We start from the raw sequence: 19,621 nt of genomic DNA on the forward strand, positions 1-19,621 counted from the left end.
AGGAGCCTGTTCGTGGTCCGCGCCGCCGTACTGCCCGCAGTCGGAGCTCCGTTGGAGATCACCGACATCGTCCTGCCGGAGCCCGGCCCCGGCCAGGTGCGCGTCGCGCTCGCCGCGGCGGGGGTCTGCCACTCCGACCTGTCCCTGAGCAACGGCACCATGCGGGTGCCGGTGCCCGCCGTCCTCGGCCACGAGGGCGCGGGCACGGTCCTGGCGGTCGGCGAGGGCGTCGCCCATGTCGCGCCCGGCGACGGCGTGGTCCTCAACTGGGCCCCGTCCTGCGGGGTGTGCTTCCACTGCGGGATCGGCGAGGTCTGGCTCTGCGCCGCCGCGCTGAAAGGGGCGGCCAACCTCCACGCCCGTACGGCGGACGGCGTCGACCTCCACCCCGGCCTGAACGTCGCGGCCTTCGCGGAGGAGACCGTCGTCGCCGCGAACTGCGTGCTCCCGGCCCCCGACGGCATCCCGCTCACCGACGCGGCCCTCCTCGGCTGCGCGGTCCTGACCGGCTACGGGGCGATCCACCACAGCGCCCGGGTCCGCGAGGGCGAGAGCGTCGTCGTCTTCGGGATCGGCGGCGTCGGCCTCGCCGTGCTCCAGGCCGCCCGGATCGCGGGCGCGTCCCGGATCATCGCGGTCGACGTCTCCCCGGCCAAGGAGGAGCTGGCCCGGCGGGCCGGGGCGACCGACTACGTCATCGCCTCCGCCACCACCCCGCGCGAGATCCGTCAGCTCACCGGCGGCCAGGGCGCGGACGTCGCCGTGGAGTGCGTCGGCCGGCCCGCGACCATCCGGGCCGCCTGGGAATCCACCCGGCGCGGCGGGCGTACGACGGTCGTCGGGATCGGCGGCAAGGACCAGGAGGTCACCTTCAACGCCCTGGAGATCTTCCACTGGGGCCGGTCCCTGACGGGCTGCGTCTACGGCAACAGCGACCCGGCCCGCGACCTGCCCGCCCTCGCCGACCACATCCGCGCGGGCCGCTTCGACCTGTCGATGATGGTCACCGAGCGCATCGGCCTGGACGGCATCCCCGCCGCCTTCGACAACATGATCGCGGGCAAGGGGGGCCGCGCGCTCGTCGTCTTCTAGAGGCCGGCCCCGGTGGTGTTCCAGCGCCTAGAAGTCGGTCGTCCGGGACGTCGACGTCACCGGTCCCAGCAGCCGGGCGTCCATCTCGCCCTCCTCGAACAGCCGGGAGGCCGGGCCCACGATCAGCGGGTCCGGCGCCCCGACCGCCTCCGGGTCCTTGCCCGGGTAGTCGAAGCGGTCCAGGACGTGCCGCATCGCCTCCAGCCGGGCCCGCTTCTTGTCGTTGCTCTTCACCACCGTCCAGGGCGCGTCGGCCGTGTCGGTGTGGAAGAGCATCAGCTCCTTGGCCTCCGTGTACTCGTCCCACTTGTCCAGCGAGGCCAGGTCGACGGGGCTCAGCTTCCACCGTCGTACGGGATCGATCTGCCGGATCATGAACCGGTTGCGCTGCTCGTTGCGGGAGACGGAGAACCAGAACTTCACCAGGTGGATGCCGTCCCGGGCGAGCATCCGCTCGAAGCCGGGGGCCTGGTGCATGAACTCCAGATACTCCCGGGTCGTGCAGAACCCCATGACCCGCTCCACCCCGGCCCGGTTGTACCAGGACCGGTCGAACAGCACGATCTCCCCGGCGCTCGGCAGATGGGCCACGTACCGCTGGAAGTACCACTGGGTGCGTTCGCGCTCGCTCGGCTTCTCCAGCGCCGCTATGCGCGCGCCACGGGGATTCAGATGCTCGGTGAACCGCTTGATCGTGCCGCCCTTGCCCGCCGCGTCCCGCCCCTCGAAGAGGATCACCAGCCGCTCGTCGCGCTCCTTCACCCAGTGCTGGAGCTTCAGCAGCTCGATCTGGAGGGCCCGCTTGCTCTTCTCGTAGTCGCGCCGCCGGAGCTTGTGGGCGTACGGGTAGTCCTCCCGCCACGCGTCCCGGGCATGGCCGTCCGGCTCCACCAGGACCGGATCGTCGTCGCCGCTCTCGGCCACGCGGAAGCCGTCCAGATACGGCCCGCCGTGGCGGGCCGCCCGCGCGGCCTCCTCGCGGGCGGCCTTCTTCTCCGCCCGGTTCTTCTCCGCCCCGTTCTTCGTCGCCCCGTTACGGTCGCCGCTCTGTCCGGTGCGTCGCGTGCTGCGCGTCATGACGGGATCCCTCCACCGGCCGGGCCGGATTCGCGCGTGTGGGCCGTGTGGGCCCAGTCTGCTGACGCCCCCGGGAGATCGCCACCCCGGCCAGGCACAGCAGCCCGCCCAGGACGGCGAGCAGGGTGGGCACCTCGTCCAGCAGCACCCACGCCATGAGCACCACGAGCGCCGGGGACGCGTACGTGGTGGCGCCCATCCGGCCCGCCGTGGTCCGGGCCAGCGCATAGCCCCAGGTGGTGAAGGCGAGCGCGGTCGGGAAGACGCCCAGGTAGATCATCGTCAGGGTGTCGGACATCGGGGCGTCGCCCACCTCGGAGATCAGCACCCCGCTGAACGGCAGGCAGGCGACCGCGCCGATCAGGCAGCCGAAGGTGGTGATCTGGAGCGACGAACCGTGCGCGAGCGCCGGTTTCTGGCTCACCACGCCCAGCGCGTACACCACCGCGGCCAGCAGGCACAGCGCCACGCCCAGCACGGACGAGCCGCCGTGGCCGGACATCGCGAGGCCCACCACGACCGCCCCCGAGAACGAGATCGCCATTCCCGTCAGCAGCCGGCGCGACAGCCTCTCGCCGAGCATCCGGGCGCCCAGCAGCGCCATCAGGATCGGCCCGATGTTCACCAGCATCGCCGCGGTGCCCGCGTCGACCTCCCGCTCGCCCCAGTTGAGCACCACCATGTAGAGCCCGAACCACAGCACCCCGGACTTGATGATCCCCGGCCACGCGCCCCGCCCCGGCAGCCCTTCCCGGCGTACGAGCAGGATCAGCCCGAGCACCAGCACTCCCGACAGCAGCCGCCCGAGGGCCAGGGCTCCGGGGGAGTACGTCTCGCCCGCGCTCCGGATGGCGACGAAGGAGGAGGCCCACAGGACCACGGTGGTGCAGGCCGCGGCGGTGGCGGGCCAGGAACGGGCCGGTGCGGAGGCCGCGGGGGTCGTCGTCATGGCCACGACCGTAGGGGCGCGATGTTCCGACCCCCACCGAATTGCCGGAAACCGTCAATCGACGCCACGTTCAGCCCGCCCGGGCACCCCCCAGCCGCCCGCGCACCTCCAGCCCGTCCGCGCACCCCCACCCCGTCCGGCGTTTGAGGACGGAACCGGTGCTCCGGTGGGGCGGCGCCCACGCTTCCCCGGACACGGAGGAGTCGCCCGGTGCCACCGCCGGGGTTCCGTCCTCGACGCCGGACGGACGGTCCCAGGCGTCACGAACGGTTCGGCGCCCGCCGAACCGTTTCCGTGGCCCGCCCGTACTCCTCGTACTGGAGCGCCAGCCCGTCCAGCAGCGCCCGCAGCCCCGTCTCGAAGGCCCCCTCGTCGACCTGGCGGCGGTGTTCGGCCAGCAGGTGCGCCTGGCCCAGGTGCGGGTAGTCGGCCGGGTCGTACGCGCTCTCGTCGTCGACGAAGCCCCCGGCGAAGGAGCCCAGCGCCGAGCCGGTGATGAAGTAGCGCATCAGCGCCCCGATCCGGGTGGCCTGCGCGGGCGGCCACCCCGCGCCCACCATCGCCCCGAACACCGCGTCGGCCACCCGCAGCCCCGCCGGACGGCGTCCCGGGCCCCGGGCGAGGACCGGGACGATGTGCGGGTGCGCGGCGAGGGCGGCCCGGTAGGACAGCGCCCAGTCGTGCAGGGCCTCCCGCCAGCCCCGGGGGTCGGACTCCTCGAACATCGACAGATCGACCTGTACGGAGACGGCGTCGGCGACCGCGTCGAGGATCTCGTCCTTGTTGCGGAAGTGGTTGTAGAGCGAGGGCCCGCTCACCCCCAGGACGGCCGCCAGCCGACGCGTGGAGACGGCGTCGAGCCCTTCGGAGTCCACGAGCGCGCCCGCCGCCTCGACGATGCGGTCTCTGCTGAGGAGGGGCTTGCGCGGTCGGGCCATGCGGCTCATAGTAGGCGCTGCGAACCAGAAACTAGCAGTGCTAATTAAGTGCTGTACGAGAGATGCTGTGCGAGAGATGGGGCGGCGCGCGATGAACCTGGAGCTCACCGAGGAGCAGGCGGCCGTGCGGCGACTGGCCGAGGAGTTCGTGGCCCGTGAGGTCACGCCGCACGTCGTCGCCTGGGACCGGGCCGAGAGTGTCGACAAGTCGATCGTGAAGAAGCTCGGCGCAATCGGCTTCCTCGGCCTCACCGTCCCCGAGGAGTACGGCGGCTCCGGCGGCGACCACCTCGCGTACTGCCTGGTCACCGAGGAGCTCGGACGCGGCGACTCCTCCGTGCGCGGCATCGTCTCCGTATCGCTCGGCCTGGTCGCCAAGACGATCGCGTCCTGGGGCAGCGAGGAGCAGAAGCGGCAGTGGCTGCCCCGGCTCACCTCCGGCGAGGCGATCGGCTGCTTCGGCCTCACCGAACCCGGCACCGGCTCGGACGCCGGAAACCTCGCCACCAAGGCCGTACGCGACGGCGGGGACTACGTCATCAGCGGCGCCAAGATGTTCATCACCAACGGCACCTGGGCCGATGTGGTGCTCCTCTTCGCCCGTACGAACGACGCCCCCGGCCACCGCGGCGTCTCCGCCTTCCTCGTCCCCGCCGACACCCCCGGCCTCACCCGCCGCACCGTCCACGGCAAGCTCGGCCTGCGCGGCCAGGCCACCGCCGAACTGGTCCTGGAGGACGTCCGCGTACCGGCCACCACCCTTCTCGGCCCCGAGGGCAAGGGCTTCTCCATCGCCATGTCGGCCCTCGCCAAGGGGCGGATGTCGGTCGCGGCGGGCTGCGTGGGCATCGCACAGGCGGCGCTGGACGCGGCCGTGCGGTACGCCGGGGAGCGCGAGCAGTTCGGCAAGTCCATCGCGGGCCACCAGCTCGTGCAGGAACTGCTCAGCGACATCTCCGTGGACGTCGAGGCGGCCCGGCTGCTCACCTGGCGGGTCGCCGACCTCGTCGACCGGGGCCAGGACTTCGCCACCGCCGCCTCCCAGGCCAAGCTGTACGCCTCCGAGGCCGCCGTCCGCTGCGCCAACAACGCCATCCAGGTCTTCGGCGGCTACGGCTACATCGACGAGTACCCGGTCGGCAAGCTGCTCCGCGACGCCCGCGTGATGACGCTCTACGAGGGCACCAGCCAGATCCAGAAGCTCATCATCGGTCGCGCGCTGACGGGCGTCTCCGCGTTCTGAGCCCCGATGGCGACTGCCGCCACCCGGCTCGTACGGGTGTCTGAGTACGCGCCTGAGTACGGGCTCGGATGTGGCGGGCGCCACTGAGGCGGACGCTGAACCCATGAGTGACACGACATCGGTCAAGCAGCAGAGCACCGCCGCCTTCTACGGCCAGGCCGTCGCCTCCTTCCTGGTGGCGATGGGCGCGGTGGCCCTCGGCGTCTTCTTCCTCGACGCCGACGCCTGGGTGCGCGCCTTCCTCGCCATCGGGGTGCTCTACCTCGTCACGTCCTGCTTCACCCTGGCGAAGGTGATCCGGGACCGCCAGGAGGCCGGGCAGATCGTCAGCCGGGTCGACCAGGCCCGGCTGGAGAAGATCCTCGCCGAGCACGACCCCTTCCAGAAGCTCTGAATCCCCGCCGCGCCCCCACCCCCTGAGACGGCCCTAAGCGCTCGCTCAGGTTCGGGGTATGGTGTTCGTCCTGTTGACGGAGAGGGGCCCTGGGCGATGAGTACGGCGGAGGAGACGAGCGGCGACGACGCTCCCTGGGGCGAGGTCACGCCCGAGGCGGCCAGGCGGCTCCTCGTCGCCGCGGTCGACGCCTTCGCCGAGCGCGGGTACCACGCCACCACCACCCGCGACATCGCCGGCCGGGCCGGGATGAGCCCGGCCGCGCTCTACATCCACTACAAGACGAAGGAAGAGCTGCTCCACCGCATCAGCAAGATCGGCCACGACCGGGCGCTGTACGTCCTGGAGGCCGAAGCCGACCGCGACGGCACGGCGGCCGAGCGGCTCGCCGCAGCCGTACGGTCCTTCGTCCGCTGGCACGCCGAGCGCCACACCACCGCGCGCGTCGTCCAGTACGAGCTGGACGCCCTCGGCCCCGAACACCGCACCGAGATCGTGGAACTGCGCCGCAGGAGCGACGCGGTGGTGCGCCGCATCATCAGCGAGGGCGTGCGGGCGGGGGAGTTCGACGTCCCCGACGTCCCCGGCACCACGCTCGCCGTGCTGTCCCTCTGCATCGACGTGGCCCGCTGGTTCAACGCCCAGGGCAGCCGCACGCCCGACGAGGTCGGCGCGCTCTACGCCGATCTGGTCCTGCGGATGGTCGGAGCCCCGCCCCGGCCGTAGGGGGTGTTCGGGGCCCGGCGCGGGGGTGTCTTGGCCCCGGCGGGCGCTGGGGCAATGATGGGCGCATGTCACTGCCTCCGGCCCGTCCCCGTACCCCCGAGTGGTTCACGGTGGACGCCTCGGTGCTGACGGTGGCGCTGGTGTATCCGATGCGGGGACCGGCGGGGATCTTCGGGCCGGGGTGCGAGGCGTGTGCGCGGCTGGCCGTGGAGGAGGTCAACGCGGCGGGCGGGGTGCTGGGGCGGGAGCTGCGGCTCCTTGAGGTGGACGGCGGGGCGGAGCCGTCGAGGGTCGCCGCGGAGGTCGAGGCGCTGGTGGCGGCGGGCGCGGTGCAGGGAGTCACCGGCTGGCACATCAGCTCGGTGCGGCAGGCGGTGGCTCCGAGGGTGGCGCATCGGGTGCCGTACGTCTACACCGCGCTGTACGAGGGCGGTGAGCGGACCGAGGGCGTCTTCATGACGAGCGAGACGCCGGCATCGCAACTGCTCCCGGCGATGCGGATGCTCGCCCGGACGCGCAACGTGCGTCGCTGGTTCGTCGTCGGGAACGACTACGTCTGGCCGCGGCACACCGCCCGGGCGGCCCGCCGGTACGCGCGGGAGTCCCGGGGACGGGTGTGCGGGGAGGCGTATCTGCCGCTGGGGACCGACGACTTCGCCGACGTCCTGCGCCGTGTCGAGCGGGCGGACGCCGACGCCGTGCTGATGCTTCTCGTGGGCAGCGACGCGGTCCGGTTCAACCGGGCGTTCGCCGCGATGGGGCTGGACGCCCGCTGCCTGCGGCTGAGCACGCTGATGGACGAGAGCATGCTCCTCGGCAGCGGCCCCGGGGCGACCGTCGACCTCTACAGCACGGCCGGATTCTTCGCCTCGCTCGCGGACGGCTACAGCATGGACTTCCACGGCCGTTACGCCGCCCGCTTCGGCGTCGACGCACCGGTCGCCGGCAGCCTCGGCGAGTCCTGCTACGAGGGCGTGCTGCTGCTCGCGGCGCTCATCGAGCGCGCCCGCACCCTGGACGTGTCCGCCATCGGCGCGGCCGCCGACCACGTCCGGTACGAGGGCCCGCGCGGACTGCTGGGCCTGGACGGGCGGCATGTGCGCCAGCGCGTCTATCTGGCGGAGGCGGACGGTCTCGACTTCACCGTCCTCGCCCAACTGGACTCTCCGCACCAGTCGTTGTGACACCCTCGCTGCTGTCTTCGCCACCACTGCCGCCACCGCCGCCGCCGTCACGGTCGTCGTCGCTCGCCAGCGCGCCGGACAACCGGCCGAGCAGCGGCATCAGTTGATCCTCCTCGCCCTCCGTGAACCCCGGGGACGGCGGCCCCCAGTCCGCCCGCACCGCGCGGGAGAGCTGTCGGCGTCGCCGCAGGCCCCGGGGGGTGAGCTGGACGAGGACCCGGCGGCGGTCGGTGGGGTCGACGCGGCGGAACACCAGGTTCTGGTCGACGAGTTGGTCGACGATCTTGGTGAGGGTCGGCGCGGGCAGGGCGGCGTCCTCGGCGAGGGCCGTCATGTTCCGGCCCTCGTCGCCGGAGAGCAGGTCGAGGACCCGCCACGCGTCGACGGAGCAGTCGAACGCGTCAAGCACGGACTGGACGCGCCGCGCCGCGAGGCGCTCCGCCCGGGTCAGCAGATGGAGCAGGTCCTGGGGCTGCCTCGCCATCGCACTCCTCGGGCTCGCGTCCGCATGACCCCCGCGACGGGGGCGCGATGGAGCCTACAGCCGATCACCGCACTCCCGGCAGGGCATTCGCCGATTCTGATCCTTTCCGGTGGAAGTAATGAATACACGCATCGGAAAGTCGTTCATCCCGCGACCGGTTGACGTCGGCTCACCTGTGCTCGGAACACGATTGCTTTCGGCGGAAACTGTTCCACAACTGCGCCGCAACGCACAGGAAACAGTTTCGCCCCAGGCTGTGGACCACTTCAGCGACCAGCCCGGAGGCCACCCCGGAACGGCTGGGACCCGGTGCGGTCGAATCGGCCGCACCGAAGCAGACCGGGCGCGCCGACCCGTTCCCCGCCCTTCCTCCGATCCCCCCTCTTTCCCTCCCCATTCCCTCCCCTTTCCCTCCCCGCTTTTCCTGCCCCTTTCCTCCCTTCCTCGCCCAGAGGAATCCGCTCGCACCGCCCCTCGGGGCAAGGAGGTATGTGACATGTCCGGGCTCATCACCAGGCGCGGTCTCCTGACCGGCATCTCCGCTCTCGGAGCCGGCGCCGCACTCAGCGCCTGCGGCGCGAAGACCGGCGGCGACACGTCCAAGGCCGCCGGCGCCAAGGCCGACACCTCCGGCGACACCGTCAGGGTCGGCCTGCTGAACTCGCTCTCCGGCACGATGGCGATCAGCGAGGTCACCGTCCACAACGCGCTGCTGCTCGCGGTCAAGGAGATCAACGCCGCCGGCGGAGTCCTCGGCAAGAAGCTCGAGCCGGTGAGCCAGGACGGGGCGTCCGACTGGCCGACCTTCGCCGAGAAGGCGCAGGCGCTCATCACGGACTCCAAGGTCGTCGCCACCTTCGGCTGCTGGACGTCCGCCAGCCGCAAGGCGGTGAAGCCGGTCTTCGAGCGCAACAAGTCGCTGCTGTTCTACCCCGTGCAGTACGAGGGCCTGGAGCAGTCCCCGTACATCTTCTACTCGGGCGCCACCACCAACCAGCAGATCGTGCCCGCGCTGGACTACCTCAAGAAGCAGGGCCTGACCCGGCTCTACCTCGTCGGCAGCGACTACGTCTTCCCGCGCACCGCCAACAAGATCATCAAGACGTACGCGAAGGCGAACGGCATGGAGGTGCTCGGCGAGGACTACGCGCCGCTGGGCTCCACGGAGTTCGCGACCATCGTCAACAAGGTCAAGGGCGCGGGGGCCGACGCGGTCTTCAACACCCTGAACGGCGACAGCAACGTGGCCTTCTTCAAGGAGTACAAGTCCGCGGGGCTCACCGCGAAGAAGCTGCCGGTGCTCTCCGTCTCCATCGCGGAGGAGGAGGTCAAGAGCATCGGAACGCAGTACCTGGAAGGGCAGTTGACGGCCTGGAACTACTACCAGACCACGCCCGGTGCGGCGAACGAGAAGTTCGTCGCCGCGTATCGGGCGGCGTACGGCGAGGACAAGCCCACCAGCGATCCGATGGAGGCGGCGTACATCTCCGTCCACCTGTGGAAGGCGATGGTCGAGAAGGCGGGGTCCTTCGACGTCGAGAAGGTGAAGGCGGCGTCGGACGGGATCGCGTTCGACGCGCCCGAGGGCAAGGTCACGGTCGACGGTGCGACGCAGCACGTCCACAAGACCGCCCGCATCGGCAGGATCACCGCGAACGGGCTCATCGAGGAGGTCTGGAACTCGGGCGGGCCGATCAAGCCGGACCCGTATCTGAAGGGCTACGACTGGGCGGCGGACCTGTCCTGAGGCCGGCGCGAAACCTGTCCCTGCGACCCGGAGCCGCTCCATGACGGTCATCCTCAACCAGTCCTTCACCGGCGTCAGCATCGGCGCCGTCCTCCTCCTCATCGCCCTCGGGCTGACCCTCACCTTCGGCCAGATGGGCGTCATCAACATGGCGCACGGCGAGTTCATCATGGCCGGGGCCTACACGACGTACGTGCTGCAGAAGCCGGTCAACGACGCCGGCATCTCGCTCCTCCTCGCCCTGCCGGTCGCGTTCCTCGTGGCCGGGTCGATGGGCGCGCTCCTCGAATGGCTGCTCATCCGGCGGCTGTACACACGTCCGCTGGACACCCTGCTGGTGACCTGGGGCGTCTCGTTGATGCTCCAGCAGCTGGCGCGGGACGTCTTCGGCGCGCCGAACGTGCAGACGACCGCGCCGGACCTGCTGACGGGGAGCGTGTCGGTGGCGGGGGTGACCCTGGCGAGCAGCCGGCTGTTCATCCTCGGGTTCGCGCTGCTGTGCGTGTTCGGCCTGGCGGCGACCCTGCGGACCACACCGCTGGGCCGCCGGATCCGGGCGGTGGTGCAGAACCGGGACCTCGCGGAGGTGTCCGGGATCGCGACGGGGCGGGTGGACCGGACGACGTTCTTCATCGGCTCGGGCCTGGCCGGGACGGCGGGCGTCGCGCTGACGCTGATCGGCCCGATCGGACCGACGACGGGGACCAACTACATCGTGGACGCCTTCCTGGTCGTGGTCGTCGGCGGCATCGGACGGCTCAGGGGCGCGGTCATCACCGCGTTCGCGCTCGGCCTGCTCCAGTCCGTCCTGGAGTACTCGACGACCGTGAGCGTGGCGAAGGTGGTGGTCCTCGTGGGGATCGTCGCCTTCCTCCAGTGGCGACCGCAGGGCCTGTACACCGTGCGCACCAGGAGCCTGGTATGACGACGACGAACACACCCCCGACGACCGCCCCGGCCGCCGAACCCCCGGCCGGCCCGCCGGACGGACCGCCCCCGGCCCGTTTCCTGCCCCATCTCCCGGCCCGCTTCCGGACCCCCGCCGCGTTCCTGCTCGGCGCGGTGCTGCTGGTGGGCGTCGCCCCGCTGGTCCTGTCGGACTTCCGGCTCGGGCTGCTGGCCAAGTACCTCTGCTACGGGATCGTCGCGGTCGGCGTGAGCCTGGCCTGGGGCCGGGGCGGACTGCTGGTGCTCGGGCAGGGCGTCTTCTTCGGCCTCGGCGGCTACGCCATGGCCATGCACCTCAAGCTCGCCGACGCGGCGGCGACGGGACAGCCGCTGCCCGACTTCATGCAGCTGTACGGGGCCGAGGGCGGGCTGCCCTGGTGGTGGCGGCCGTTCGAGAACCCGGCGTTCGCGCTCGCCATGACGGTGCTGCTGCCGATGGCCGTCGCCGCGCTGCTCGGCGTGCTGGTCTTCCGCCGCCGGGTGAAGGGCGCGTACTTCGCGATCCTCAGCCAGGCGCTGGCGGCCGCGCTGGCGATCTGGCTGGTCGGCCAGCAGGCCACCACGGGCGGCACCAACGGACTGACCGACTTCCAGGGCTTCTTCGGCTACGACCTGAACGACCCGGTCAACCAGCGGATGGTGTACGTCGTCATCGCGATCGCCCTGCTGCTCCTGATGGCCGGCGCCCGGCAGCTGTTCGTCAGCCGGTACGGAGAACTCCTCATCGCCGTACGGGACTCCGAGGAGCGGGTGCGCTTCCTCGGCTACAACCCGGCGAACGTCAAGCTGGTGGCGTACGTGGTCGCGGCCGGCATGGCGGGGCTGGCCGGCGCGCTGTTCGTGCCGGCGGTGGGGATCATCTCCCCGGCGCTGATCGGGATCGTGCCGTCCATCGGCTTCGTCATCGGCGCGGCGGTCGGCGGGCGGGCGTCGCTCGTGGGAGCGGTGCTCGGGGCGATCGCGGTGGCCTGGGCGCAGAGCACGCTCTCGGACGCCTGGCCGGCCGGGTGGACATACCTCCAGGGCCTGCTGTTCGTCGTCGCGGTCGGCTTCCTCCCCGGCGGGCTGGCCTCGCTGAGGACGGTGCTGCGCGGGCGGCGGACCTCCGACCGAGTCAGGACGACGAAGGAAGTGACCACATGAGCGGCGAGGGACTGACCGTCCGCGATCTGCGGGTGACGTTCGACGGGGGCGTCACCGCCGTCGACGGCGTCGACCTGGACATCCGCCCGGGCGACCTGCGCTTCCTGATCGGGCCCAACGGGGCCGGCAAGACGACCCTGGTCGACGCCGTCACCGGCCTGGTGCGGGCGAGCGGATCGATCCGCTTCGGCGGTGCGGAGATCATCGGCGAGCCCGTGCACCGCGTAGCCCGCCGGGGCATCGGCCGCACGTTCCAGACGGCGACGGTCTTCGAGCAGTTGACCGTCGAGCAGAACCTCGACATCGCCGCCGGGGCCGGACGCGGCGCGCTGACCCTGCTCCGGCGGCGCAGGCACGTCCCCGAGTCGGTGGAGGAGGCCCTCGACACCACCGGCCTGACCGCGCTCCGCCACCGCCCGGCCGGGGTGCTGGCCCACGGCCAGAAGCAGAGCCTGGAGATCGGCATGCTGCTCGTCCAGGACGTGAGGCTCCTGCTGCTCGACGAGCCCGTGGCCGGAATGAGCCACGACGAGCGCGAGTCCACCGGCGCGCTGCTCCGGCGGATCAGCGAGGACCGCACCGTCGTCGTCATCGAGCACGACATGGACTTCATGCGCTCCTTCGCCCGCAGCGTCAGCGTCCTGCACGCCGGCAAGGTGCTCAGCGAGGGGACGGTCGCCCAGGTCCAGGCCGACGCCCGGGTCCAGGAGGTCTACCTCGGCCGCGCCCCGGAACCCGAGCCGCCGGCCGCCGTTCCCACCGCCGTACGCGAAGACGTACCCGCTCCCGTACGTGAAGACGCCCCCGCCCCCGTACGCGAAGAGGTGTGACCACCGTGCTGGAGATCAACGACGTCCGCGCCGGCTACGACCGCACCACCGTCCTGCACGAGGTGACCGTGGCCGTCCCGAAGGACGGAGTCGCCGCCGTCCTCGGCCACAACGGCGCGGGCAAGAGCACCCTCCTGCGCACCGCCATGGGCCTCATCAGGCCCTCCCGCGGGACCGTTCTCCTCGACGGCGAGGACATCACCCACCTCGCCCCGCACCGGCGCGTCGCCCGTGGCATGGCGTACGTCCCCCAGGGCCAGCAGTCCTTCCCGCACCTGACCACCGCCGAGAACCTCCGGCTCGTCGCGGACGGCTCCCCGCGCGGGGGCGGCCGCGAAGCGATCGCCGAGGCCCTCGACCTCTTCCCCGTACTCCGGGAACTCGCCCACCGCCGCGCCGGCCTCCTCTCCGGCGGCCAACGCCAGCAACTCGCCATCGCCCGCGCCCTCGTCACCCGCCCCCGGCTCCTTCTCCTCGACGAGCCGACCGAAGGCATCCAGCCCTCGGTCGTCGCCGAGATCGAGGCCACGATCCTCTCCCTGGCCGCACGCGGCGGCCTCTGCGTCCTCCTCGTCGAACAGCACGTCGGCTTCGCCATGCGGGCGGCGCAGCGCTACTACGTCCTGGAGGCGGGCCGGGTCACGTCGCGCGGGGAGGGCGGAACGGGCGCGGAGCAGACGGTCCGGGAGGCGCTGAGCGTGTGAGCGGCCCCCGGGTTCCGCCACGGCGCTGCTCAGAGGCAGAAGCCGTTCAGAAGCTGATCCTGCTCAGAAGCTGATCCTGCTCAGAAGTAGGCACTGCTCAGAAGCAGGCATTGCTCAGAAGTAGTAGCGCGACACCGACTCCGCCACGCACGCCGGCTTCTCGCTGCCCTCGCGCTCGACCGTGACGACCGCGGTGACCTGCACACCGCCCCCGGCCTCCTCCACGCTCCTCAGTACGGCGGTGGCCCTCAGCCGTGAGCCGACCGGGACGGTGGAGGGGAAGCGGACCTTGTTGGCGCCGTAGTTGATGCCCATCTTCATGCCCTCGACCCGCATCACCTGCGGCACCAGCGCGGGCAGCAGCGAGAGCGTCAGATAGCCGTGCGCGATGGTCGCGCCGAACGGCCCGGCCGCCGCGCGCTCCGGGTCCACATGGATCCACTGATGGTCACCGGTCGCGTCGGCGAACAGGTCGATCCGCTTCTGGTCGATCTCCAGCCAGTCGCTGTGTCCCAGTTGCTCGCCCACTCCGTCGCGCAGTTCCTGCGCGGACGTGAAGATCTTCGGCTCTGCCATGTTCCCGGTCCCTGCCTTCCGGCTCTCCGCGCCTTCCGACGCGATGTCTAAGCGCTTGCTCAGCATCGTGGTGCGGTGCGTTCCTGTCAACGACGGAAACCGGGCCGCCGGGGAGCAGTAGGGTCTGAGGAGTGCCACAGATCCCACAGACACTCCAGGAACTTTCGGTCGGCCAGCTCTCGGCGCGCAGCGGCGCCGCGGTCTCCGCTCTGCACTTCTACGAGTCCAAGGGCCTGATCACCAGCCGCCGCACCAGCGGCAACCAGCGCCGCTACTCGCGTGACGCCCTGCGCCGCGTCGCCTTCGTGCGGGCGGCCCAGCGCGTCGGCATCCCGCTGGCCACGATCCGGGACGCTCTCGCCGCACTGCCCGAGGAGCGCACCCCGACCCGGGAGGACTGGGCCCACCTCTCCGAGGGCTGGCGTCAGGAACTGGAAGAGCGGATCAAGCAGTTGCACCGGCTCCGCGACCACCTCGCCGACTGCATCGGCTGCGGGTGCCTGTCGCTGGAGACCTGTGTGCTGTCCAACCCCGACGACGTCTCCGGCGAGCGGATCACCGGCTCGCGCCTGATGCCCGAGCGCAAGAAGGAACCGGAGGCCGATCAGGAATGCTGCTGACCTGCCGGTGAACGCACGCTCCCGGACGCCCGCCGCAACCGCACCGCCGCAGCGACCAGTTCGGCGTTCGAGGCGGCGGGCCGCCCGTCCGGGAGCACCGTCACGTCCTCCGCGCCGATCCGCGCCGCCAGGCCGAGCCGGAAGGCCAGCGCCGCCACCGGCCACGCACCGCCGTCCTCCCCGTGCAGCAGCACCGGGCGGCCGTGCGCGGAGCCCACCTCGGCCAGCAGCAGCCGGGCCGAGCCGGTCGCCGTCGCCGGGTCGGAGTCGGTGACCTCGGCCAGCACCCGCAGGACCCGGGGCGCCAGAGGGGAGCGGCGGAAGAGGCGGTGGCCCTCCGTGCCCGACCAGAGCCCGGCCTCCACGCCCACGCCCCGCTCCAGCAGCGCGGCGGCCAGCTCCTCGGCGCCCGGCTCGTGCCAGTTGACCGAGGCGTGGTCGGGCAGCACCGTCCACTCCCGCACCCGCTCCACCCGGCGCCGCGGATCGGGCTCGGCCCAGGCCCCCGTCGTCACTCCGACCGGGACGCGCACGGCGGCCCGTATCGCCGTCAGCGTCGCGGCGAGCGCCCGGGGCGAGAGCGTGTCCTGCCCGCACGGGGTCCGGGGGTGCACATGGACGTCGGTGGCGCCGGCGGCGACGGCCTCGGCCGCCGACCGGGCCGGCGCTTCGGGGGACAGGGGCACGGCTGTTGAGGCGTCCGCGCCGCGCCGGCCGTTCAGGCAGACCTGGATCATGTCCCCGATGGTGACATCCACCACTGACAACAGGCTCGGGAACGCCCTGCGAGGCCCCCGCGGCACCCCCCGGCGACGCGCCACCGGAACGTCCTGCGCGGCCGCCGCCGTGACGTGCCCCGGAACGTCCTACGCCGCTTCATCGCGACGCGCCCCGGAGCGTCCTAACGCGGCCGCCGCCGCGACGTGCCCCGGAACCTCCTACGCCGCTTCACCGCGACGTGCCCCGGAACGTCCTACGCCGCTGCCGCCGCAGCGAGCCTCCGGTGCCGCACCAGCCGGGCCCGGGCCAGCGTGCGGTCCGTCAGCACCGGCTGCGGCACCGTGATCCCGCACCCCGTGCACACCGGACCCGACCACGGCTCGTGCCCCCGCTCCCGCTCCTGCCGCCACTCGATCCCGGTGTCCGCGCAGACCGGGCAGGCGGAGCCGGGGCCGGAGCCGAGCGCCGCGATCAGCCGGCGCAGCACCTCGGCGAGCGGCTCGGTGGGGTGGACCTCCGGGTCCGCGCAGCGGGCCACCCCGTGGCCGCCCCACGTCCGGCGGTGCCAGTCGTCGAACGCGCCGGGCCGCCGCAGGCCCTCGTGCTTCTCGCGCCTCCGCCGCTCGGCGAACCCCGCCTCGTACGCGAGCCAGATGCCCCGCGCCTCCTCCAGCTCCTCCAGCGCGCTCAGCAGGCGCGCCGGATCGGGGTCCCGGTCCTCGGGGTCGATCCCGTGCCGGGCGCACAGATGGTCCCAGGTCGCCCGGTGACCGTACGGGGCGAACCTTTCCAGGCACTTGCGCAGCGAGTACCGCCGCAGGGCCAGATCGCCCAGCGGATCGCGGACCTGTCTCGCAAGACTCCGGAAACCGGCCATGAGACTGCCACCTCCGTCGTTCGTCCTTCGGCGTCAAGGAGTGGACGTACGCCTGCCCGTTTCGGCTCCATCGAAAGATGGAAACCGTCCATTGGCTGAGACTCCCCACGTGGGGCGGCGGCCACGGGCGGAAGCGGAACGGCGCGCGGACGGGTGGTGAGAGGGCGTGCGCCCCTCAGGGGTCGCGGCGCGCGGCCGCCCCCGGTGGCCCGCCGCACCCGCCCGCTGACCAGGGGAATCCAGTGGCCACGCTCCCTATGAGTGCGATTGGATGCCCGTATGACAACAGCCTCCCCGCGCCTGGAAAAGGTCACCCCCGACACGGTGCTCGACGCCTGTCGGCTGGAAGTCGCTCCCGAGCAGCGGAAGTTCGTCTCGCCGGTCGCGCAGTCCTTGGCCGAGGCGTATGTGCATCCCGACGTCGCCTGGCCCCGGCTGATCTGTGACGGCGACCGCATCGTGGGCTTCGTGATGGCCTTCTTCGACGTCACGCTCGACTATGACGCCGATGTGCCGGACGCCCCGCTGCGCTCCGGCCTCTGGCGGCTGGCCGTCGCCGCCGGTGAGCAGGGCCGGGGGTACGGGCGGTTCGCGGTGGGCGCGGTGAACGAGGAGATCCGCCGGCGCGGCGGGACGGTCTCGACGGTGACCTGGCACCCCGGCGAGGGCGGCCCGGAGGAGTTCTACCTCAAGCTCGGCTACCACAAGCGGGGCCTGACCGACGACGGCGAGTACCTCGGCGATCTGGACCTCACCGGCTGAGACGGGCGGCGGTAGGAGCGGGCGCGCCGCCCCGACCGGTGACGGACCCCGCACTACCCCCCGTACCGCAGGTACTTCCGCCGCGTGGCCCGGAACGCCGTCAGGTCCGCCCGCCACGCGTTCACCACCGCGTCCGTGTCCGCCCCCGCGTCGATCATGGTGCGGACCCTGGCGTTCCCGGTGAGCTTGTCGATCCAGTTGTCGGGGCGCCAGGCGAACCCGCTCCACGTCTCCTTCGCCGTCACCAGCAGGGCGATCCCGGTGCGGACCGGGTCGAAGGACTCCCGGTCCTGGACGTGCACCTGCACCCCGCCCACCGTCTTCCCCTGGAACTTGGAGAACGTCGGCGCGAAGTACGCCTCCCGGAAGGCGACCCCCGGCAGCCGCAACGCGTTGGCGGCGGCGGCCCAGTGGCGGTCGACTCCCTCCGCGCCCAGCAGTTCGAAGGGGCGCGTGGTGCCCCGGCCCTCGGAGAGGTTGGTGCCCTCGAAGAGGCAGGTGCCGGAGTAGACGAGGGCCGTCTCTGGCGTCGGCATGTTCGGGCTCGGCGGCACCCACGGCAGCCCCGTCTCGTCGAAGAAGTCCGACCGCCGCCACCCCGACATCGTCACCACGTCCAGCCGCACCGGATTCTCGTGCAGGAATTCCGCGTTGAAGAGCAGCGCCAGCTCCGCCACCGTCATCCCGTGCGCCTGGGCGATCTCGCGGCGGCCGACGAACGTGGCGAAGGCCGGGTCCAGCACCGGCCCCAGCGCGGCCCGCCCGGTCACCGGGTTCGGCCGGTCCAGCACCACCAGGCGCTTGCCCGCCAGCGCGGCCGCCTCCATGCAGTCGTACAGCGTCCAGATGTACGTGTAGAAGCGCGCGCCCGCGTCCTGGATGTCGAAGAGCACCGTGTCCACGCCCGACGCGGTGAAGACGTCCGCCAGCGGCTGCCCGCTCTTGAGGTACGTGTCGTAGACCGGCAGCCCGGTCGCCGGGTCGTCGTAGCGCCCCTCCGAGCCGCCCGCCTGCGCGGTGCCCCGGAAGCCGTGCTCGGGGCCGAAGACGGCGGTCAGGTTCACCCGGGAGTCGGGGTGCATCACGTCGACGATGTGCCGTACGTCGGCGGTGACGCCGGTCGGGTTGGTGACGACGCCGACCTTCTGGCCCCGCAGCAGCCGGTAGCCGTCCCCCGCCAGCCGGTCGAAGCCGGTACGGACCCGGGCACGTCCGGGGCCGGGTGCGGCAGCGGCGGCTCCACCGGTGCCGGCCGCCGTCGCCACGAGCGCGCCCACGGCGCTCCCCGCGGCCAGCACACCACGTCGGGACAGGCTCATACCGCTACCTCCGTCATCGCGCCGAGTGTCATGGCCACGCATGCTAGGACGGCCGCGGGCCGCATGGAACGACCCGGGCCACGCCGATTCCGCGAGCCGGTCCGCCGCCCCGCCGACCTGCCCCGAGGCGGTTCCCGACTCTTCCCCCGTCACATACCGACCGGTTAGTCTGCCGGTGCGGGCGGACCGGAGCACAGGCGTACGGAAGGCAGGACGACGATGGTTGCGGCGGATACGGTGCGAGGCGCCGGCGTAGTGGTCACAGGGGCCGGAGGCGGCATCGGCGCCGCTCTGGCCCGCAGGTTCGCCGCCGGGGGCGCGCGGGTCGTCGTCAACGACCTCGACCCCGCGCGCATCGAGCCCCTCGCGCAGGAGATCGGCGGGATCGCCGTCGCCGGGGACGCCTCCGGCATCGTGGCGGCGGCCCGCGACGCGCTGGGCGGCACGGTGGACGTCTACTGCGCCAACGCCGGGCTCGCCTCGCCCGGCGACGCGTTCGCCGAGGAGGAGGTCTGGGCCGCCGCCTGGGACGTCAACGTGATGGCCCACGTCCGTGCGGCCCGGGCCCTGCTGCCGCAGTGGCTGGAGCGCGGCAGCGGGCGCTTCGTCACCACCGCGTCCGCCGCCGGGCTGCTGACGATGATCGGGGCGGCCCCCTACAGCGTGACCAAGCACGGGGCGGTCGCCTTCGCCGAGTGGCTCTCGCTCACCTACCGCCACCGGGGCGTCAAGGTCCACGCGATCTGTCCGCAGGGCGTGCGCACCGACATGCTCACCGCCGCCGGGTCGGCCGGCGAGCTCGTCCTCGCGCCCGGGGCCATCGAGCCGGAGGCCGTCGCGGACGCGCTGTTCGACGCGATGGAGGCCGACCGCTTCCTGGTCCTGCCGCACCCCGAGGTCGCCGGGTACTACCAGGCGCGCGCCGCGGACCCCGACCGCTGGATGGGCAACATGAACCGCCTCCAGCAGAAGTGGGAGGCGGCGGGCGGCGCATGATCGCCGCCGGTTCCGGCGGCTCCCGCTACCCGGCCGAGCCGTGGCGCGCCCTGCTCGGCGACGCCCGGCGGGCCCCCCCTTTGAGGCGGGCGTCGCCCCGGAAGCCCTGGCCGCCCACCGCCCCGCGCACTCGGGGGCGTACCGCAAGGAAAGCCTCGCCGCGTACAGGCGTCCGCGCGCGGCGGAGATCCTGGCCGAGCCGCCGAAGACGGCGAGTGGGAAGATCCTCAGGCGGGAACTGCGTTCCCCCCGTCAGAACCTCGTCGAAACAGCGAACGCACGGTACGAAAGG

21 protein-coding genes are annotated in these 19,621 nt (G+C 72.3%); 13 read left to right on the forward strand and 8 right to left on the reverse strand.

Features of this window, described 5'->3' with window-relative positions; all coding sequences use genetic code 11:
• Positions 1–12 precede the first annotated feature (12 nt).
• The gene (locus ACLJPL_RS28130) at positions 13–1,092 is read left to right on the forward strand and encodes a Zn-dependent alcohol dehydrogenase (protein ID WP_411083739.1); all 1,080 of its coding nucleotides are present in this window, start codon (positions 13–15) and stop codon (positions 1,090–1,092) included.
• A gap of 27 nt (positions 1,093–1,119) precedes the next feature.
• Here the strand turns inward: ACLJPL_RS28130 and ppk2 are convergent, their stop codons facing one another.
• The 3 genes from ppk2 to ACLJPL_RS28145 all read right to left on the reverse strand — a co-directional run bounded on the left by ppk2 (position 1,120) and on the right by ACLJPL_RS28145 (position 4,056).
• Positions 1,120–2,016, reverse strand: coding sequence for a polyphosphate kinase 2 (ppk2, locus tag ACLJPL_RS28135; RefSeq protein WP_411083801.1), 897 nt, complete (start codon positions 2,014–2,016; stop codon positions 1,120–1,122).
• A 109-nt stretch (positions 2,017–2,125) separates the two neighbouring features.
• Complete coding sequence (locus ACLJPL_RS28140; protein ID WP_411083740.1) at positions 2,126–3,118, reverse strand: DMT family transporter; 993 nt, start codon at positions 3,116–3,118, stop codon at positions 2,126–2,128.
• Positions 3,119–3,378: 260 nt separating this feature from the next.
• A complete protein-coding gene (locus ACLJPL_RS28145) occupies positions 3,379–4,056 on the reverse strand; it encodes a TetR/AcrR family transcriptional regulator (protein ID WP_411083741.1) in 678 nt (225 codons plus the stop codon).
• 91 nt (positions 4,057–4,147) lie between these two features.
• Between ACLJPL_RS28145 and ACLJPL_RS28150 the strand changes: the two genes are divergently transcribed.
• The 4 genes from ACLJPL_RS28150 to ACLJPL_RS28165 all read left to right on the forward strand — a co-directional run bounded on the left by ACLJPL_RS28150 (position 4,148) and on the right by ACLJPL_RS28165 (position 7,603).
• Positions 4,148–5,299 carry an acyl-CoA dehydrogenase family protein gene (locus tag ACLJPL_RS28150; RefSeq protein ID WP_411083802.1) on the forward strand — a complete coding sequence of 384 codons (1,152 nt, stop codon included), beginning with the start codon at positions 4,148–4,150 and terminating at the stop codon, positions 5,297–5,299.
• 103 nt (positions 5,300–5,402) lie between these two features.
• The gene (locus tag ACLJPL_RS28155) at positions 5,403–5,693 is read left to right on the forward strand and encodes a YiaA/YiaB family inner membrane protein (RefSeq protein WP_411083742.1); all 291 of its coding nucleotides are present in this window, start codon (positions 5,403–5,405) and stop codon (positions 5,691–5,693) included.
• A gap of 96 nt (positions 5,694–5,789) precedes the next feature.
• Positions 5,790–6,419, forward strand: coding sequence for a TetR/AcrR family transcriptional regulator (locus ACLJPL_RS28160; protein ID WP_411083743.1), 630 nt, complete (start codon positions 5,790–5,792; stop codon positions 6,417–6,419).
• Positions 6,420–6,484: 65 nt separating this feature from the next.
• Positions 6,485–7,603 (forward strand): substrate-binding domain-containing protein, encoded by a 1,119-nt coding sequence (locus tag ACLJPL_RS28165; RefSeq protein ID WP_411083744.1) that lies wholly within the window; start codon positions 6,485–6,487, stop codon positions 7,601–7,603.
• Here the strand turns inward: ACLJPL_RS28165 and ACLJPL_RS28170 are convergent.
• Complete coding sequence (locus tag ACLJPL_RS28170; protein WP_411083745.1) at positions 7,560–8,087, reverse strand: MarR family winged helix-turn-helix transcriptional regulator; 528 nt, start codon at positions 8,085–8,087, stop codon at positions 7,560–7,562. The genes ACLJPL_RS28165 and ACLJPL_RS28170 overlap by 44 nt on opposite strands.
• 496 nt (positions 8,088–8,583) lie before the next feature.
• On the opposite strand from ACLJPL_RS28170, the gene urtA reads away from it, so the two are divergent.
• From urtA to urtE, 5 genes are read left to right on the forward strand one after another with little or no spacing between them, the layout of a single operon-like run.
• Positions 8,584–9,834 carry an urea ABC transporter substrate-binding protein gene (gene urtA, locus ACLJPL_RS28175; RefSeq protein WP_411083746.1) on the forward strand — a complete coding sequence of 417 codons (1,251 nt, stop codon included), beginning with the start codon at positions 8,584–8,586 and terminating at the stop codon, positions 9,832–9,834.
• 40 nt (positions 9,835–9,874) lie between these two features.
• A complete protein-coding gene (gene urtB / locus ACLJPL_RS28180) occupies positions 9,875–10,759 on the forward strand; it encodes an urea ABC transporter permease subunit UrtB (protein ID WP_411083747.1) in 885 nt (294 codons plus the stop codon).
• Positions 10,756–11,925, forward strand: a complete 1,170-nt coding sequence (urtC, locus tag ACLJPL_RS28185; protein WP_411083748.1) for an urea ABC transporter permease subunit UrtC — start codon at positions 10,756–10,758, stop codon at positions 11,923–11,925. Before urtB ends, urtC begins: the two co-directional genes overlap by 4 nt.
• Positions 11,922–12,755 carry an urea ABC transporter ATP-binding protein UrtD gene (gene urtD / locus ACLJPL_RS28190; protein ID WP_411083749.1) on the forward strand — a complete coding sequence of 278 codons (834 nt, stop codon included), beginning with the start codon at positions 11,922–11,924 and terminating at the stop codon, positions 12,753–12,755. Before urtC ends, urtD begins: the two co-directional genes overlap by 4 nt.
• A 5-nt stretch (positions 12,756–12,760) precedes the next feature.
• A complete protein-coding gene (gene urtE, locus ACLJPL_RS28195) occupies positions 12,761–13,459 on the forward strand; it encodes an urea ABC transporter ATP-binding subunit UrtE (RefSeq protein ID WP_411083803.1) in 699 nt (232 codons plus the stop codon).
• Between the two features lie 114 nt (positions 13,460–13,573).
• Here urtE and ACLJPL_RS28200 read toward each other — a convergent pair whose 3' ends face one another.
• Positions 13,574–14,035 carry a MaoC family dehydratase gene (locus ACLJPL_RS28200; RefSeq protein ID WP_411083750.1) on the reverse strand — a complete coding sequence of 154 codons (462 nt, stop codon included), beginning with the start codon at positions 14,033–14,035 and terminating at the stop codon, positions 13,574–13,576.
• A 131-nt stretch (positions 14,036–14,166) separates the two neighbouring features.
• On the opposite strand from ACLJPL_RS28200, the gene soxR reads away from it, so the two are divergent.
• Positions 14,167–14,655: a redox-sensitive transcriptional activator SoxR gene (gene soxR / locus ACLJPL_RS28205; protein WP_411083751.1), complete on the forward strand. Its 489-nt coding sequence runs from the start codon at positions 14,167–14,169 to the stop codon at positions 14,653–14,655.
• Here soxR and ACLJPL_RS28210 read toward each other — a convergent pair.
• The gene (locus ACLJPL_RS28210; RefSeq protein WP_411083804.1) at positions 14,640–15,392 is read right to left on the reverse strand and encodes a 3-keto-5-aminohexanoate cleavage protein; all 753 of its coding nucleotides are present in this window, start codon (positions 15,390–15,392) and stop codon (positions 14,640–14,642) included. The two genes, soxR and ACLJPL_RS28210, sit on opposite strands and share 16 nt — an antisense overlap.
• Positions 15,393–15,628: 236 nt before the next feature.
• Complete coding sequence (locus ACLJPL_RS28215) at positions 15,629–16,252, reverse strand: hypothetical protein (RefSeq protein ID WP_411083752.1); 624 nt, start codon at positions 16,250–16,252, stop codon at positions 15,629–15,631.
• Between the two features lie 279 nt (positions 16,253–16,531).
• Here ACLJPL_RS28215 and ACLJPL_RS28220 point away from each other — a divergent pair, with 279 nt between their 5' ends.
• Positions 16,532–17,014 (forward strand): GNAT family N-acetyltransferase, encoded by a 483-nt coding sequence (locus ACLJPL_RS28220; protein ID WP_411083753.1) that lies wholly within the window; start codon positions 16,532–16,534, stop codon positions 17,012–17,014.
• A gap of 53 nt (positions 17,015–17,067) precedes the next feature.
• Here ACLJPL_RS28220 and ACLJPL_RS28225 read toward each other — a convergent pair whose 3' ends face one another.
• Positions 17,068–18,333 (reverse strand): exo-beta-N-acetylmuramidase NamZ domain-containing protein, encoded by a 1,266-nt coding sequence (locus ACLJPL_RS28225; protein ID WP_411083754.1) that lies wholly within the window; start codon positions 18,331–18,333, stop codon positions 17,068–17,070.
• Between the two features lie 219 nt (positions 18,334–18,552).
• On the opposite strand from ACLJPL_RS28225, the gene ACLJPL_RS28230 reads away from it, so the two are divergent.
• Positions 18,553–19,329, forward strand: coding sequence for an SDR family oxidoreductase (locus ACLJPL_RS28230; RefSeq protein WP_411083755.1), 777 nt, complete (start codon positions 18,553–18,555; stop codon positions 19,327–19,329).
• Positions 19,330–19,621 lie beyond the last annotated feature (292 nt).

The organism is Streptomyces sp. cmx-18-6 (genome assembly GCF_046548915.1).
Taxonomy (GTDB): Bacteria; Actinomycetota; Actinomycetes; order Streptomycetales; family Streptomycetaceae; genus Streptomyces.

Bases quoted from the DNA above. Each gene is read 5' to 3' on its own strand.
- ACLJPL_RS28215 (WP_411083752.1), bottom strand. From the start codon at position 16,252: ATGGCCGGTTTCCGGAGTCTTGCGAGACAGGTCCGCGATCCGCTGGGC.
- ACLJPL_RS28225 (WP_411083754.1), bottom strand. From the start codon at position 18,333: ATGAGCCTGTCCCGACGTGGTGTGCTGGCCGCGGGGAGCGCCGTGGGC.
- urtA (WP_411083746.1), top strand. From the start codon at position 8,584: ATGTCCGGGCTCATCACCAGGCGCGGTCTCCTGACCGGCATCTCCGCT.
- ACLJPL_RS28210 (WP_411083804.1), bottom strand. From the start codon at position 15,392: ATGATCCAGGTCTGCCTGAACGGCCGGCGCGGCGCGGACGCCTCAACA.
- ACLJPL_RS28200 (WP_411083750.1), bottom strand. From the start codon at position 14,035: ATGGCAGAGCCGAAGATCTTCACGTCCGCGCAGGAACTGCGCGACGGA.
- ACLJPL_RS28230 (WP_411083755.1), top strand. From the start codon at position 18,553: ATGGTTGCGGCGGATACGGTGCGAGGCGCCGGCGTAGTGGTCACAGGG.
- ACLJPL_RS28145 (WP_411083741.1), bottom strand. From the start codon at position 4,056: ATGGCCCGACCGCGCAAGCCCCTCCTCAGCAGAGACCGCATCGTCGAG.
- urtB (WP_411083747.1), top strand. From the start codon at position 9,875: ATGACGGTCATCCTCAACCAGTCCTTCACCGGCGTCAGCATCGGCGCC.
- ACLJPL_RS28170 (WP_411083745.1), bottom strand. From the start codon at position 8,087: ATGGCGAGGCAGCCCCAGGACCTGCTCCATCTGCTGACCCGGGCGGAG.
- urtD (WP_411083749.1), top strand. From the start codon at position 11,922: ATGAGCGGCGAGGGACTGACCGTCCGCGATCTGCGGGTGACGTTCGAC.
- urtC (WP_411083748.1), top strand. From the start codon at position 10,756: ATGACGACGACGAACACACCCCCGACGACCGCCCCGGCCGCCGAACCC.
- ACLJPL_RS28155 (WP_411083742.1), top strand. From the start codon at position 5,403: ATGAGTGACACGACATCGGTCAAGCAGCAGAGCACCGCCGCCTTCTAC.
- ACLJPL_RS28220 (WP_411083753.1), top strand. From the start codon at position 16,532: ATGACAACAGCCTCCCCGCGCCTGGAAAAGGTCACCCCCGACACGGTG.
- ACLJPL_RS28160 (WP_411083743.1), top strand. From the start codon at position 5,790: ATGAGTACGGCGGAGGAGACGAGCGGCGACGACGCTCCCTGGGGCGAG.
- ACLJPL_RS28165 (WP_411083744.1), top strand. From the start codon at position 6,485: ATGTCACTGCCTCCGGCCCGTCCCCGTACCCCCGAGTGGTTCACGGTG.
- ACLJPL_RS28150 (WP_411083802.1), top strand. From the start codon at position 4,148: ATGAACCTGGAGCTCACCGAGGAGCAGGCGGCCGTGCGGCGACTGGCC.
- ACLJPL_RS28140 (WP_411083740.1), bottom strand. From the start codon at position 3,118: ATGACGACGACCCCCGCGGCCTCCGCACCGGCCCGTTCCTGGCCCGCC.